This is a genomic window from Frigoribacterium sp. MEB024 (genome assembly GCF_000878135.1).
GTDB lineage: Bacteria > Actinomycetota > Actinomycetes > Actinomycetales > Microbacteriaceae > Frigoribacterium.
This window is the reverse complement of sequence record NZ_JXQZ01000055.1, coordinates 1-14495: the sequence shown is the minus strand read 5'-3', so window position 1 is coordinate 14495 and position 14495 is coordinate 1. Positions and strand designations below refer to the sequence as shown.

Below are 14495 nucleotides of genomic sequence, written 5' to 3'. Positions count from 1 at the left end.
AGCAGGCGCTCGTCGCCCGCGTCCGCGCCGCCGCCGTCGCCCGCTGACGGGCCGCCCATCGGCGGGCGGCCCGCTGACGGGTCGCTCGTGTTAAGAGCTTGTTTCGGGGCTGGACTCCGGGTGAACCATCCGGTTCACTGACGGCATGAAGCAGATCCGTCTCGGTGTGTTCGAAGTCGCCGGCCCCCAGGTCGGCGGCACCCTCAGCTGGTCCCACCCGCGCAGCGACTCGCTCGGCTACCACGGGCTCGACCTGTGGATCGGCATGGCCAAGCTGCTCGACCGGGCAGGCTTCGACTTCCTGTTCTTCGCCGACGGGTTCGGCTACCCGTCGATCGACGGCGACCTGCCCGAGACCGCGGCCCGCGGGGGCATCAACTTCCCCGGCATGGACCCCGCCCTGCTCATCCCGACCCTGGCCCGTGAGACCGAGCGCCTCGGCTTCGTCGTCACCTCGTCGACCGGCCTCGACCACCCCGTGCAGTCGGCACGCCGCTTCGCCACGCTCGACCACCTGACGGGCGGCCGCATCGGCTGGAACATCGTCACGGGCGCCTCGCAGAACACCGTCGCCGAGCTGTTCGGCCACGACGAGATGCGCGGGCACGACGCCCGCTACGACCAGGCGGACGAGTACGTCGACCTGGCCATGACGCTCTGGGAGGGCTGCTGGGAGGACGGCGCCTTCCGCGGTGACGCCGAGGCCGGCGTCCTCGCCGATCGCGACCGCATCCACCGGGTCGAGTTCGCCGGCGAGCACTTCCGATCGTCGGGCTACTTCACGGTCGCCCCCTCGCCGCAGCGGACGCCCGTGCTGTTCCAGGCCGGCACGTCCGACCGGGGCCGCGCCTACGCCGCGCGCAACGCCGAGTGCGTCTTCGTGCAGGGGACGACGGTGCCGAAGACCGCGGCGAACGTCGCCGACATCCGGGCCAAGGCGGCCGCCCTCGGCCGTGACCCCGAGTCGGTCAAGATCATGGTCGGGCTGACCGTCACGGTCGCCCCGACCCACGACGAGGCCGTCGCCCTGCGGAAGGAGTTCGACGACCTGCAGACCGACGAGGTCGTCGCCGTCCTCTACGCGGGCAACACCGGCATCGACCTGCTCTCGCTCGACCCGTCACGCGACCTGACCCAGCTGCAGGACGACGGCGGGCCCGTCGGGCAGATGGGTCAGAGCAACATCGACCGCTTCCTGCCGAAGGACGGCTCGCCGGCCCCGACCGTGCGCGAGATCCTCGACGACCTGCGCGGCAAGGGCACCCGCGGGCTCCAGCTGGTCGGCGACCCCGTCGAGGTCGCGGACGAGCTCGAGCGCCTGGTCGACGAGACCGACCTCGACGGCTTCCTGCTCGAGCCGATCTTCGGCACGGCCGACCTGGCCGACTTCGCCGACCTCGTCGTGCCCGAGCTGCGTCGCCGCGGCCGCATGCCGGCCGAGCCGGCCACGGGCACGCTGCGCGAACAGATGCTCGGCCGTCCCGGGCCGCACCTCTCGGCCGACCACCCCGGTGCACGCTTCGCGGTGGTGCCGGCGACGGTCTGAGGTCGTCCTCGCGTCGGCGGTGCGCCTCCTGCCGGGTGGTGCCCCGGAGGCGCGGCGCGGCTCGGGAGGCGCGCCGCGGCTCAGGAGGTGCGGGTCGCCCAGGCGCGGATCGCCGGGTACAGCTCGGGCAGCGTCGTCGCGCGGTGCGTCGGCCGGGCGTCCGGGGCCGGGAAGCGCTCGACCAGGGCGGTCGGCGATCCCTGGGCCGCGGCCGGCTCGAGGTCGTTCGCCCAAATGTCGCCCACGCTGAGCAGACGGTCGGGCCGGTCCTCGAGGCCCGCGTCGGCCCGGAGCCGGTCGAGCACGGCGGGCAGCCCGGACGGCTTGCGCGCGTCGGTGACGATCTCGTCGACGCGGTCGGCGAGCCCGAGCCGCTCGAGGGGCTGCACGACGCCGTGCTCGGGGGAGTTCGTGACGAGCACCACGTGCACGGCGTCGGACAGCGAGTCGAGCAGCTTGGCGAGCCCCTCGGGGGCCGTGGTCTCGAGGCGACCGTCGGCGAGGGCCGCGCGAGCCCCGGAGTAGGCGCCCGAGCGGGCCGTGTCGTCGACGCCCAGGGCTCGCGAGACCCGTTCGGCGACGACGTACCCGTCGGGGGAGCCGTCGGCGTGCGCGATCGCCTCGTCGACCCCGGCCGGCTCGTCGTCGAGCGGGCTGCCCACGAACCGGGCCAGGACCGCCTCGACCAACCGGGGCGGGTGTCGTTCGTCGGCCGCCGCGAGGGCCTCGTCGAGGAGGCGCGCGTAGGTCAGCACGGGACCGTCGCCCAGGCAGACCGTCCCGTCGAAGTCGAGCACGAGGACGTGGGTGGTGGTCATCCCCCGATCCTGCCCCACGTCACGCCGGACTGGGGGAGAGGCGGTGGTGCGGACGGCACGACTGGGAGCGCGCCAAGGAATGCTGTGGGCCGACTGTGCATTCCCTCCGCGTCGCCGCGGGCGCGATAGAACGGGAGCATGAGCAACGAGCAGGACACCACGCCCACCCCCGACGACCGCCCGCGCCCCGCGTACGGCGAGTACGCGCCGCAGGGCACGGGGCAGCAGCCCGCCGGTCAGCCGGCCTCGCCCGACCAAGGGCAGCAGCCGGGGCAGATGCCCGGTCAGCAGGGTGCACCGTACGGCCAGCCCGGCTATGGTCAGCCCGGCCCGCAGGCGACCCCGACGACGGGCACGGCCGGCCCCGGTGGCATCGGCGCCTTCGCCGGCGCGGGCTACCCCCAGGTGCTGGCCTCCTTCACCAAGTACGAGGACGCGCAGTCGGCCGTCGACCTGTTGTCCGACGAAGGATTCCCCGTCGAGAGCGTCTCGATCGTCGGGCACGACATCCGCACCGTCGAGAACGTCTCGGGTCGCCTGACCTCGGGCAAGGCCGCCGGACGCGGCGCCGGTGGCGGTGCCTGGTTCGGCCTGCTGCTCGGACTGCTGTTCGGCATCTTCGCCCCGAGCGCCGCCTGGATCGGCGTGCTGCTCGTGGCCGTCGGCCTCGGCGCCCTGTGGGGTGCCCTCTGGGGCTTCGTCGGCCACAAGATGCTGCGCGGTCGCCGCGACTTCTCGTCGGTCCGCACCATGGAGGCCGGTCGGTACGAGGTGCTGGTCCGCGGCGAACTCGCCGCCCGGGCGCACCAGACGCTGGCGCAGGGTCGCAAGGTCGCCTGACCGCCGCTCGCCGCGCCTCCTCGGTGCCGCTCTTCCGCGCCCGCCCCGTTCGTCGGGGCGGGCGCGGTCGTGTGTCTCCGGCCGTCGCCCTGTCGTTGGGGCACCAATCGTTGGTAGACTAACGATCATGACGAGACCCGAGCGGAATCACGACCACGGCAGCAGGTTCGGCGACCTGGTCGAGCGCATGAACGCCCGGCTGCGGCCCTACATCGGCGGCGCCCAGCTGGGGTTGAAGAACGAGGCCCCGGCGGTCGCGCCGCAGCACGGCGGTGTCTGCCCGCTCTGCGGTGCGCCGATGGACGAGCACGTCGTCGACCGCACGGGCGTCCGCACCATGGTGCACTGCCCGGCGCCTCGGGCATGAGTGCCGCCGGCGTCGCGGACCCGCTCGAACTCGAGAGCCAGATCTGCTTCGCGCTCTCGGTCGCGTCGCGGGGCGTCGTGGCGGCCTACCGTCCGGCGCTCGAGCCTCTCGGGCTGACGCACCCGCAGTACCTCGTCATGCTGGCCCTCTGGCAGCACGCACCACTCTCGGGTCGTGAGCTCAGCCGCCTGCTGCGGCTCGACCCGGGGACGCTCAGTCCGCTGCTGAAGCGGCTCGAGGCCCAGGGGCTGTTGACCCGCGGGCGACGGGCCGACGACGAGCGGGCGCTGTCGATCGAGCTGACCCCGGCGGGTGCCGCCCTGAGGCGCGAGGCCGAGAGCATCCCCGGGCGCATGATGGCGCGGCTCGGCGTGACGCACGACGAGCTCGTCGTGCTGCACCGCACGATGACGAAGTTGATCGTCGCGGCCGACGCCGAGGGTGACTGACCCCGTCGGTCTCCGGCGCGCCTCAGCGCAGTGGCGCGGGCACGGTCGCCGAGCGCGACCACACGACGTCGACGGTCCGTCCGAGGACGCGGGTGGCGATCTCGCCGGCCAGCGCCTCGCGGAAGTGCGTCGCGGCCCGCTCGTCCGAGACGACGACGTCGACCCGCAGGCCCGCGAGCTCGTCGGTCACCAGGGCCGGGCCGTCGGCGAACCGGACGAGGTACTGGTGGTCCTTCACGGGCACGTTCTCGTAGTGGTCGCGGAGGCTCTTCTCGAGCAGGCGGACCGAGTGGATTCCGTCCTTCGGCTTCACGAGTGCGCTGAGCGAGATCATGCGTCGATGCTCCACCCCGGGGGCGACCGGGGCGTGAACGGGACGTGACGGGCGCCTGTGCGTCCACCGCGCCTCCTCGGTGTGTCAGCCGTGAGCGACGTGCGGGTGTGAGCGGCGTCCGGGGCTGTCGCCCGGTCGAGCTGGGCCGTTCCCGACCGGCCGGAGGGTCCGGGACATGCCGAACCCGACCAGCCGGAGGGTCCGGGACGTGCCGAACCCGACCAGCCGGAGGGTCCGGGACGTGCCGAACCCGACAGGGACGGGCCGACGCGCCGTCTGGGAGGCGCATCGGGCGGCGTGTCGTGGTCGTGTGGTCGCGAAGTGCACAGCGGACGAGAGGGGCCGGCCGGCATTCGGCGTGAGGGCGGGAGGCGCGGGTCAGGGCGCGGGGGAGCCGCCGGACTCGGCGACGAACTCGTCGACGGTCGTGTCGATCAGCCGCCATGAGCGGGAGAAGGCGGCGTCCGCGTCGCCGGCCCGGATCGCGAGGGCCAGGTCGAGGTGCAGCTCGGCCGCCGCGGGCGTGTAGTCGGTGATGGTGAACCGGCGTTCTTCGGTCCGGGTGCGCAGCAGGGCCTCGACGGTCGAGGCGAAGTGGCCGATGACGTCGTTGCCCGAGCCGCGCAGCACGGCCGTGTGGAACTCGACGTCGGCCTCGAGGTAGGCGCGACCGTCCCCGGACGCGGCGGCGGCGACCATGGTGCGGGCGGCGTCCTCGACGGCGGAGGCCTGGTCGGGGGTGAACGCCAGCGCGCTCAGCCGGGCCGCGACCGGCTCGAGGCCGAGCCGCAGCTCGAGCAGTTCGCGCATCTGGACGAAGTACTCGGGGCTGCGACCCCGCCAGAGGATGATCTGCGGGTTCATGAGGTCCCACGAGGTGCGCGGGAGCACCTGCGTGCCGATGCGCTGGCGCGGCTCGACCATGCCGAGCGACTGCAGCACGCGCAGGGCCTCGCGCAGCACCGAGCGTGACACCGTGAAACGGACGGCCAGGTCGTCGAGGTTCAGGATGGAGCCCACGGCCAGTCGACCGTCGACGATCTCGGTGCCGAGGACGTCGACCACCCGGGCGTGCAGACCGCGTTCTCGTGATGAAGAGAGACCGGGTGTCATCGTCGACTCCTAGGGGAGAGGGGGGTGGAAAGGAGGGGTGGCGCGGTCGTGGTGACTGTGGCACACTCCATAAGTCTGATTATTCACACTAATCAGACTCGTCTGCGAGACAAGACTGCCAGACATCCGTCGGGCGCAGCCGGACGACAACCCCACGGGCTCCGGCCCACGACGAAGAGGTCGCAGTGAAGCGTCCTCGGAAGGACGCGACGGAATGCACCTCCTCGCAGCGGCCACGGCCGCCCCCACGCCCTCGGGCACCGACGCACAGTTGATCATCGCGGCCCTCGTGGGCATCGTCGTGATCGTCGGCCTCATCACCTGGCTGAAGGTCCACCCCTTCCTCGCGCTGCTGCTCGGCGCCGTCGGGGTCGGCATCGGTGCCGGCCTCGCCCCCGGCGACGCCGTCACGAGCTTCGGCACCGGCTTCGGCTCGACCATGACGAGCGTCGGCATCCTGATCGGACTCGGCGCGATGTTCGGCAAGCTGCTCAGCGACTCGGGCGGAGCCGACCGCATCGTCGACACCCTGATCTCGCGCTCGTCCCAGAAGGCGCTGCCCTGGGTGATGGCCCTGATCGGCGCGCTGATCGGCCTGCCGATGTTCTTCGAGGTCGGCCTCGTGCTGCTGATCCCGGTCATCGTGCTCGTCGCCCGCCGCTCGGGCCTGCCGCTCATGCGCATCGCGATCCCGGCGCTCGCCGGACTCTCGGCGATGCACGCCCTCGTGCCCCCGCACCCCGGCCCGCTGCTCGCCGTCTCGACCGTGGGCGCCGACCTCGGCCTGACGCTCGGCCTCGGCGTGCTCGTCGCGATCCCCACGGTCATCGTCGCCGGCCCCTTGTTCTCGAAGCTCGCCGCGAAGTGGGCGCCCGTGCCGGTCCCCGACCTCTTCGTCTCGAAGGAGGAGGACGGCGGCGAGGGCTCGGCCCGCAAACGCCCCAGCTTCGCGAACGCCCTGGTCGGCATCCTGCTGCCCGTCGTGCTGATGCTCGCCCGGTCGATCCGCGAGGCGGCGCTGCCGACCGCCACGGGCACCTGGGTCGACCTGCTCGAGTTCCTCGGGACGCCCATGGTCGCGCTGACCGTCGCCGTGCTCTACGCGATGGTCTTCTACGCCCGCGCCGGGGGCATGGACAAGGCCGCCGTGTCGAAGACGCTCGGCTCGTCGCTGCCCGACGTCGCCGGCATCCTGCTGATCGTCGGCGCCGGCGGCGGGTTCAAGCAGGTGTTGATCGACACCGGCATCGGCACCGTGATCGGCGACGCCGTCTCGGAGTCGGGCGTCAGCGTCCTGCTCGTCGCCTGGGTCGTCGCGGCCCTCGTGCGCGTCGCGACCGGGTCGGCCACCGTCGCCACGGTCACGGCCGCCGGCATCATGGCCCCGCTCGCCGCCGACATGTCCACCCCCGAGGCCTCGCTGCTGGTGCTCGCCATCGGTGCGGGCTCGGTCTTCCTGTCGCACGTGAACGACGCCGGCTTCTGGCTGATCAAGGAGTACCTCGGCACCACGGTCGGCCAGAACTTCAGGACCTGGAGCCTGATGGAGTGCGTCCTCAGCCTCACGGCCCTCGCCGGGGTCATGCTCGCGAGCGTGTTCATCTGATGCCCGTCCTCGAGAACGCGGACCGCGCCTCCTCGGGTGCCGCGACGACCGCAGGAGGCACGGTGCCGACGGGCGGGCCCTACGCCGCCGATCCCGTGCTCGTCGTCATGGGCGTGTCGGGTTCGGGCAAGTCGACGGTCGCGGCCCTGCTCGCCGAGCGGCTCGGCTGGGACTCGTACGAGGGCGACGACCTGCACCCCGACGAGAACGTCGCGAAGATGGCGGCCGGCACCCCGCTCGACGACGACGACCGGGCTCCGTGGCTCGACACCGTCTCGTCCTGGATCGTCGAACACGCCATGGCGGGCGTGCCGGGCGTCATCACCTGCTCGGCGCTGAAGCGGAAGTACCGCGACGTGCTGCGCGAGCACAACGTCGTCTTCGTGTACCTGCGCGGCAGCCGCGACCTGCTCGGCGACCGCATGGCCGCCCGCGAGGGCCACTTCATGCCGACCGCACTGCTCGACTCGCAGGTCGCGACGCTCGAACCGCCCGAGGCCGACGAACGCCACGTCGTGGTCGACGCCGGCCGATCGCCCGAGGACGAGGCCGACGACGTGATCCGGGCGCTGGGACTGACGCCGGTCGCCTGAGCCGATCCGCACCTCCTGCGGTCCGGCGCGTTCACCCGGTGGACGCCGGGGGTTCGCCGGGCCGCCACCCGCCCTGCCTAAGCTCGCGGCGTGCACCGGAGGCCGGGCGCGAAGGGTGGGACGATGTCGAGGGCGACGCAGGCGAGGCGGCTGCGGGCCGACCCGATGCGCCCCGTGCTCGACGGTCACGACGTGTGCCTCGATCCGCCGGCGACGGCGCAGGTCTGGCTCGGCACCGGGCTCGGCTTCAGCGAGATCGCGGTGCCCGGCGTGCGCCTGGCGCGGGGGGACGCCCTGATCGCCGTCGAGCTCGCCGCCGTCGGCCCGGACGAGGTGCACTCGCTCACCGGGCGGGGTGCGGCGTCCCTGCCCGTGGTGCCGGGAGGCTCGGCGGTCGGGCGGGTCGTCGAGGCCGACGAGCACGCGCGAGCACACGACGGCCGGCGGCTCCGGCCCGGCATGCGCGTGGTCTGGTCGCGCACGGTGGCCTGCGGGCGGTGCGTCCCGTGTCACCGGGGCCTGGCCTCGGCGTGCGTCTCGGGGGAGCGGTACGGCGAGGAGCGCACGCGGCGCAGCTGGCAGTTGTCCGGCACGGTCGCGAGCCACGTGCACCTGCGCCGGGGGACCACCGTGGTGGTCGTCACCGACGACGTACCCGCCGCCGTGCTCGCCCCGGTGGCGGGAGTCACCGCGACGGCCGCGGAGGTGCTGCACCGCGCCTCCTCGGTGCTCGGGCTCTCGGGGGTGCCGTCGCTCGCGGGGCAGGTCGTCGTCGTGTCGGGGGCGGGTGCCGTCGGACTGGTCGCGACGGCGATGGCCACCGACGCCGGGGCGCGCGTCGTGGTCGTCGACCCCGAGGAGGCGCGGCGCGAGCGGTCGCGCTCGTTCGGCGCCGTCGCCGTGGCCGACCCCGCGGCGTCGACCGGGCCGCACGTCCTGTCTCGCGTGCTGGCGACGGTGGACCGGTCGGGGCGTCACCGCACGGTCGGGCTCGCGTTCGACGGGGTCGCCGGGGCGTCGACCCTGGTCGGACAGATGGCCGTCGGGGGAGTCGTGGTGCTGGCGGGGGCGGCGGCGGTGGCGGCGGGCGGTCGGGAGGTGAGCGTGAGCGGCGCCCGGCTGGTCGACGAGCTCGTGACGGTCACCGGCGTGCGCGACGCCGAGCCCGCGCGGCTGGATGCGTCCGTGGCGTGGGCGTCCGAGGCGTGGCGGCGGTGGCCGCTCGAGTCGCTCGTCGGCAGGACGATCCCGCTGGCCGAGGTGGGCGAGGCGCTCGCCGCGGCGGGCGCGGACGAGGGGCTGATCGGGGTCGGCGGCGGGTCCACCACGCGATGAACCCCGCTCCGTGCCGCGCACCCCGTTCCTTCGTGGTCCATGGCTCGGAACGGGGTGGGCGGCGGCGGCGTCAGGAGGCGCGGCTCAGCCGGTACAGGACGTGGGGCCGCAGCGCGTGGCCGGGCGGCAGCGCGGGGTGCTCGAAGTCGTCGGCGGGGTCGTGCGTCATGCCGAGGCGGAGCATCACGCGGCGGGACGGTTCGTTGACCGCCGCCGTGAAGCTGATCAGGGCGGGCAGGTCGGCGCCGGACGGGTCGAACGCGAACCGGACGGCCTCTCGGGCGGCTTCGGTGGCGAAGCCCTGACCCCAGGCCTCGCGGGCGACGAAGAACCCCGTTCCGAACGATGAACCCCGAAGGAACGGGGTGCATCGCTCGGAACGGGGTTCGAGGGGAGGCGCGGTGCGGCGGCGCGCGTCAGCGGCGGTCGCGCGGGCGACGCAGCCGCAGGGCGATCCCGAGCGCCACGATCAGGAACGCCGCGAGGGCGATGCCGATCCACTCGCCCGAGCCGGTCCAGGCGAGCCCGGCCGGCGACGCCACGACGGTGCCGCCCGAGCCGGAACCCGAGCCGGAACCCGAGCCCGAGCCGCTGCCCGGCCCGCCACCACCCGGCGTGCCGGGCGTGCCGGCACCGGGCGTGCCGGCACCGGGGGTCCCGCCACCCGGGGTCCCGCCACCCGGCGTCCCGGGGTCGCCCGGCGCCGCCGCGGCGAGCACCGTCAGGGTGGCCCGGGCGAGCTGTCCCGTCCCCTCGAGCTCGACGACGTGCGCGCCCGGCTCGAGGTCGGCCGGCACGACGAACCGCAGCACGCCGACGCCGGCCGCCGTGGCCGTCGTGGCGCCGATCGACTGTGGCTCCGAGTACACGGTGCCCGCGAGGTCCTCGCCGGCGACGAAGCCGGTCGCCGTGATCGACACCGTGTCGCCCGGGCGGGCGGTCGCGGGGTCGAGCGTGCCGGGCACGACGTCCTTCGTCGGTTCGACGACACCCAGGTCGATGCCGAGCACCGAGGCGAACCGGGCGAGCGCCACGTCGGGCAGCCCGCGCTGCAGCGCGTTCTCGGCGTAGGCCGTCAGGGCCGCCGATCCGTCGACCGCCGTGCCGTCGACCATCGCCTGCTGGGCGAGGTCGCGCGCGACCGACACGAGGTCGTCGGCCGTGGCCATCGTGCCGAGGTCGGTCCCGGCGAACGGGGTGACCGCGGCGAGCAGGAGGCGCAGCGCGGCGGCGGCGTCCGTCACCGCACCGTCGCCGTCCCACACGTCGGCGTCGAGCACGGCCTGCACCGCGGCACGGGACGCGCCCTCGGGCAGGGAGGCGACCAGCGCCTCCAGACGCTCGCGGGCACCGTCGGTGCGCAGACCCCAGCCGTACGGGTAGAGCGGTTCGTAGTCGGCGTCGCCGACGTTGATCGGCACCTGGTCGGCACGGGCCGCCCAGGTCACGGGCAGGCGACCGGTGAACGGCCGGTCGCCGAACAGCACGTCGGCGACGCCGGCGCCCTCGGAGCCCGGCAGCGACGATGCAACGACCGCGTCGGCCACGCTCACGACGTCGCCCAGCAGTTGCGGGCGGCCCGAGACGACCAGCACCACGCACGACTCGGTGGCGGCGCAGACCTCGTCCACGATCGCCTGGTCCGAGGCCGTCAGCGACAGGCTCGAACCGTTGTTCGGCACGTCGCCCTGGCCCTCGGCGTACGGACGTTCGCCGACCACGACGACGCCGGTCTGACCCGCGTCGATCGGTGCCGAGGCGTCGGGGCTCAGCGTGACCGACGCCCCGGGCGCGACCTCGCGGATGCCCTCGGCGATGCTCGTGCCGGTCGTCGTGTCACCCGATCCGCCTTGCCAGCTGATCGTCCAGCCGCCCATCTGGCGGCCGAGGTCGTCGGCGCTGGAGCCGGCCACGTACAGGTCGGCGTCCGCGGCCAACGGCAGCGCGCCTCCGGCGTTCTTCAGCAGCACCTGCGACTCGCCGGCGGCCTGACGGGCGACGGCGCGGTTCGCGGCCGAACCGACGCCGTCGACGTTGGTGCGGTCGGCGAACGGCTGCTCGAACAGGTTGAGGTCGAACTTCTGCGTGAGGATGCGACGCACGGCGTCGTCGACCCGCGACTCGGCCACGTCGCCCGAGCGGACGGCCGCCACGATCGCGTCGATGAACGCGCCGTAGTTGTACGGCGCCATCGCCATGTCGAGCCCGGCGTTCACCGAGCGCACGGCCTTGTCGGCGTAGCTGCCGCCGGGCAGCTTGTCGATGCCCTCCCAGTCGCTGATCAGGAAGCCCTGGAACCCCAGGTCGCCCTTCAGCAGGTCGTTGTTCAGTGCCGCGTTCTCGTGCATGCGCACGGGCCCGTCGCCCAGGTCGACCGCCGAGTACGACGGCATGATCGTGCCCACGCCCGCCTCGAGGGCCGGCAGGTACGGGTCGACGTGCAGCCGGGTGAAGTCCTCGAGCGAGTCGGCGTTCGTGACGCCCTGGTCGATCGGGTACGCACCCGTGCCGGCCACGGACTCGTCATAGCTCGTGCCGCCGTCGCCGGCCCAGTGCTTGGCCGTCGCGAGCACCTCGTCGGCGCCGCCGATGTCGGTCGGGTCCTCGCCCTGCAGGCCGATCACCGACGGGGCGGCGAAGGTGCGCACCAGGTCGGGGTCCTCGCCGAACGACTCGTAGCTGCGGCCCCACCGCTCGTCGCGCGAGACGCAGAGGCAGGGGGCGAAGGTCCACGGCACGCCGGTCGCCCGCACCTCGGTCGCGGTGACCTCGGCGATGCGCTCGACCAGGGCCGGGTCGCGGGTCGCACCGAGGCCGGTGTTGTGCGGGAAGATCGTCGCGCCCACCACGTTGCTGTGGCCGTGCACGGCGTCCACGCCGTAGACCATCGGGATCTGCAGCCGCGTCGACAGTGCCTCGCGCTGGTACGCGTCGACCATGTCGGCCCACGCCACCGCGGTGTTGCCCTCGGGCACCGAGCCGCCACCGCTCAGCAGCGAGCCGAGCGCGCGTCTGCTGACGTCCTGGGGCGACGACAGGCCGAGCCGCTCGGCCTGCGCCATCTGCCCCACCTTCTCGTCGAGCGTCATGCGGCCGAGCAGGTCGGCGACGCGGTCGGCCGTCGGCAGCGACGGGTCGAGGTACGGCAGGTCGTGCGCGCCGATCACGACGCGCGGACCGTCGCCCACCTTCGCCGTGGTCGACGCCAGCGAGACCGCGAACTCCTTCGACTCGGCGGCCCCCGAGGAGGCGCGGGTCGACACGGTCACGGACTGCGCCGTCCCCGAGGCGGTCCCCGCCGCGAAGGTCACGGTGCCCGAGGCCGCGTCGTAGTCGGTGCCCTCGACGGCCGTGCCGTCGGCGGTCGACCAGTCGACCGCCACGTCCGACGCCAGGGGCTCGTCACCGGCCGTCGTCACCGTCAGCGGGATCTCGGCCGATCCGCCCGCGTCGACGAGGTAGACGTCCTGCGACGGGTCGACCGTGACGGACGCGGCGCTCGCCGGGGTGCCGTAGAGCTGCGTGTCGTCGATGGCGTAGCCGACCGGGGCGGGCGTGCCCGGCGTGAAGGTGAACGAGTAGCCGAACGCGCTCGTCAGGTCGAGCGTGCCGTTCGTCGTCGCCGCGTCGCCCGGCTGGTAGCCCGACGGGGTGAACGCCGAGAACGGCAGTTCGACGAGCTTCCAGCGGCTGGTGCTGCTGCCCCAGTTGTCCTTGAAGGTCGTCGCCCACAGTTCGCTGGTCTCGGCGCCGTCGCCGCCGGCCGGGTCGCCGTCCTTGATCTCGACCTTGATGTCGGCACCCGCCGTCGGCGAGGCCGGGTTGTTCGCCTGCGAGGCGTACCACCAGAAGCGCAGGCCCTGGTAGCTCGACCAGTCCTGGCTGTCGGCCAGGTTGTGGCTGAGCCCGCCGTAGCCGCCGGCGGGGATCGACGAGGTACCGCTCAGCACGTGGTTGTCGGCGCGGCCGTCCCGCTCCTGCACGGTGACGTCGCGGCTGATCGTGGGCTCGAGCGGGGCGGGGGAGCCCCAGGTGAAGAAGCCGACCGGGTCGGTCGTCGTGCCGAGCGGGACGTCGCCCTCGAAGTCCTCGATCATCGTCGCGCGCTCGAACAGCGCGACGTCGTCGAACTGCCAGGTGCCCGCGCCGAGGGGGGTCAGGGTGACGGCGAAGCCGGTCGAGGCCGACGGGTCGAAGCGCAGGTCGCTCGACGGCTGGCCCTTCTGTCGCAGGTCGGCGAACAGGACGCTGACCTGCTTCCAGTCGGTGCTGTCGTCGACGACGGTCTGCTCGAAGAGGGCGCCGTCGCCGTTCTTCAGCTCGTAGCGGAGGGGCAGGCCCGAGGCGGCTCCCTTGAACCAGAACGAGAAGCCGTCGTGGTCGCTCCAGTCGGCGGCGGGGACGTCGTGCGAGAACCCGAACCAGCTCTCGGCGGTGGTCGGGCCGGCGACGGTGGCGCGCAGGGCCTGGTCGCCCGTCGATCCCTCGCGCTGCGCCTCCACGGTGTCGAGCACCGGGGTGACGGCGGGGCTCTGGCCCCAGCCGAAGTACCCGGTGGGTACGCCGCCCTCGAAGTCGTCGAGCACGGTCGTCGCGCCGACGTTCGGCAGGGCGCCCGTCGGGGTGAGCGTCACGGTGAGGGTGGCGCGCGTGCCGACGACGGTCGGGTCGCTCGGCTCGGACGCCGTCAGCTCGACGGACTTGCGAGGCGTGAGGGCGCCCGTCGAGGTCGTGACGAGGTCCACGGAGGCACTGGTCTCGCCGGGTGCGAAGGTGACGGTCTCGTCGAGGACCGCGTAGTCGATGCCTGCCGTGGCCGTGCCGCCGGTGGAGCGCACGCGGACCGTGACCGGCTCGTCGCTCGGACCGGTCAGGCTGAGGCCGGCGGTCAGGGTCTGGCCGGCCGCGACGGTCGCGGTCGACCGGTCGAAGGTGACCGAGCGGGTCTCGGCCTCGCCGAAGACCTGCAGGCCGAAGGCCGAGTAGCCGTAGAAGTGGGGGCGGGCCGGGTCCCAGGTCGCCGCCGAGCGCTGCAGCATGCTGACCCGGACGTAGCGGGCGTCGGTCGGGGTGGACAGCGTGACGTCGTCGCGCCCGCCGTCGCTCGTGACGGTCTGTGCCGTGGTCCAGCTCGTGGGCAGGGTCGGATCGCCCGACGTGACGTCGACCGTGTAGTCGGTCGCGTACGAGGACTCCCAGTCGAGGCCGATCGCGTCGACGCGGGCGGTGCCGCCGAGGTCGACGATCACCGACGCGGTGAACTCGACGTCCTCGTCGGGGCCGTTGCCGCTGGCCCAGCGGGTCGCCGGGTCGCCGTCGATCAGGGCCTCGGCGGGGAACGTGCCGTCTCCGTCGGCCTGGCTCGCCGAGGCGGTCACCGTGCCGAAGCGGGCGAGGTCGACCGGCGCGGCCTGCGCGGCGATCGCGGGCAGGCCGCTGAGCAGCAGGGCCGCGGCGGCCGTCCCGGCAGCGAGCGCGAGGCCGCGTGGGGAGC

Annotated in this window: 11 protein-coding genes and 1 pseudogene; 7 read left to right on the top strand and 5 right to left on the bottom strand. The window is 73.7% G+C overall.

The genetic code is table 11. The annotated features are described in order from the left end of the window. Positions 1-145: 145 nt before the first annotated feature. Positions 146-1546 (top strand): NtaA/DmoA family FMN-dependent monooxygenase, encoded by a 1401-nt coding sequence (locus SZ60_RS11305; RefSeq protein WP_052505346.1) that lies wholly within the window; start codon positions 146-148, stop codon positions 1544-1546. An 80-nt stretch (positions 1547-1626) separates the two neighbouring features. Here SZ60_RS11305 and SZ60_RS11300 read toward each other — a convergent pair whose 3' ends face one another. After that, positions 1627-2364: an HAD family hydrolase gene (locus SZ60_RS11300; RefSeq protein ID WP_043596014.1), complete on the bottom strand. Its 738-nt coding sequence runs from the start codon at positions 2362-2364 to the stop codon at positions 1627-1629. A gap of 138 nt (positions 2365-2502) precedes the next feature. Between SZ60_RS11300 and SZ60_RS11295 the strand changes: the two genes are divergently transcribed. From SZ60_RS11295 to SZ60_RS11285, 3 genes are all read left to right on the top strand, one after another. After that, positions 2503-3204, top strand: coding sequence for a general stress protein (locus tag SZ60_RS11295; RefSeq protein ID WP_231567135.1), 702 nt, complete (start codon positions 2503-2505; stop codon positions 3202-3204). 127 nt (positions 3205-3331) lie between these two features. After that, positions 3332-3571 (top strand): hypothetical protein, encoded by a 240-nt coding sequence (locus SZ60_RS11290; RefSeq protein WP_043596013.1) that lies wholly within the window; start codon positions 3332-3334, stop codon positions 3569-3571. Beyond that, positions 3568-4020, top strand: coding sequence for a MarR family winged helix-turn-helix transcriptional regulator (locus SZ60_RS11285; RefSeq protein WP_043596012.1), 453 nt, complete (start codon positions 3568-3570; stop codon positions 4018-4020). Before SZ60_RS11290 ends, SZ60_RS11285 begins: the two co-directional genes overlap by 4 nt. A 22-nt stretch (positions 4021-4042) precedes the next feature. Here SZ60_RS11285 and SZ60_RS11280 read toward each other — a convergent pair whose 3' ends face one another. Next, entirely contained in the window at positions 4043-4354 is a 312-nt protein-coding gene (locus SZ60_RS11280) for a hypothetical protein (protein ID WP_043596011.1), read from the bottom strand. 378 nt (positions 4355-4732) lie between these two features. Further along, positions 4733-5467, bottom strand: coding sequence for a FadR/GntR family transcriptional regulator (locus SZ60_RS11270; protein WP_043596009.1), 735 nt, complete (start codon positions 5465-5467; stop codon positions 4733-4735). A gap of 214 nt (positions 5468-5681) precedes the next feature. Between SZ60_RS11270 and SZ60_RS11265 the strand changes: the two genes are divergently transcribed. The 3 genes from SZ60_RS11265 (at position 5682) to SZ60_RS11255 (ending at position 9001) form a co-directional block, all read left to right on the top strand. Further along, positions 5682-7073, top strand: coding sequence for a GntP family permease (locus SZ60_RS11265; protein ID WP_043596008.1), 1392 nt, complete (start codon positions 5682-5684; stop codon positions 7071-7073). Between the two features lie 107 nt (positions 7074-7180). After that, the gene (locus SZ60_RS11260; RefSeq protein WP_231567136.1) at positions 7181-7666 is read left to right on the top strand and encodes a gluconokinase; all 486 of its coding nucleotides are present in this window, start codon (positions 7181-7183) and stop codon (positions 7664-7666) included. Between the two features lie 123 nt (positions 7667-7789). Beyond that, the gene (locus SZ60_RS11255; RefSeq protein WP_082060079.1) at positions 7790-9001 is read left to right on the top strand and encodes an alcohol dehydrogenase catalytic domain-containing protein; all 1212 of its coding nucleotides are present in this window, start codon (positions 7790-7792) and stop codon (positions 8999-9001) included. A gap of 70 nt (positions 9002-9071) precedes the next feature. Here SZ60_RS11255 and SZ60_RS17800 read toward each other — a convergent pair. Continuing rightward, positions 9072-9326 (bottom strand): annotated as a pseudogene (locus SZ60_RS17800) (GNAT family N-acetyltransferase); the annotation flags it as partial. A gap of 91 nt (positions 9327-9417) precedes the next feature. Further along, positions 9418-14495, bottom strand: a 5078-nt coding sequence (locus SZ60_RS11240) for a glycoside hydrolase family 3 N-terminal domain-containing protein (protein ID WP_052505344.1), incomplete at its 5' end; no start/stop codon positions are given.

Coding starts and splice junctions, on each gene's coding strand:
- SZ60_RS11305 (WP_052505346.1), top strand. CDS start 146: ATGAAGCAGATCCGTCTCGGTGTGTTCGAAGTCGCCGGCCCCCAGGTC.
- SZ60_RS11300 (WP_043596014.1), bottom strand. CDS start 2,364: ATGACCACCACCCACGTCCTCGTGCTCGACTTCGACGGGACGGTCTGC.
- SZ60_RS11295 (WP_231567135.1), top strand. CDS start 2,503: ATGAGCAACGAGCAGGACACCACGCCCACCCCCGACGACCGCCCGCGC.
- SZ60_RS11290 (WP_043596013.1), top strand. CDS start 3,332: ATGACGAGACCCGAGCGGAATCACGACCACGGCAGCAGGTTCGGCGAC.
- SZ60_RS11285 (WP_043596012.1), top strand. CDS start 3,568: ATGAGTGCCGCCGGCGTCGCGGACCCGCTCGAACTCGAGAGCCAGATC.
- SZ60_RS11280 (WP_043596011.1), bottom strand. CDS start 4,354: ATGATCTCGCTCAGCGCACTCGTGAAGCCGAAGGACGGAATCCACTCG.
- SZ60_RS11270 (WP_043596009.1), bottom strand. CDS start 5,467: ATGACACCCGGTCTCTCTTCATCACGAGAACGCGGTCTGCACGCCCGG.
- SZ60_RS11265 (WP_043596008.1), top strand. CDS start 5,682: ATGCACCTCCTCGCAGCGGCCACGGCCGCCCCCACGCCCTCGGGCACC.
- SZ60_RS11260 (WP_231567136.1), top strand. CDS start 7,181: ATGGGCGTGTCGGGTTCGGGCAAGTCGACGGTCGCGGCCCTGCTCGCC.
- SZ60_RS11255 (WP_082060079.1), top strand. CDS start 7,790: ATGTCGAGGGCGACGCAGGCGAGGCGGCTGCGGGCCGACCCGATGCGC.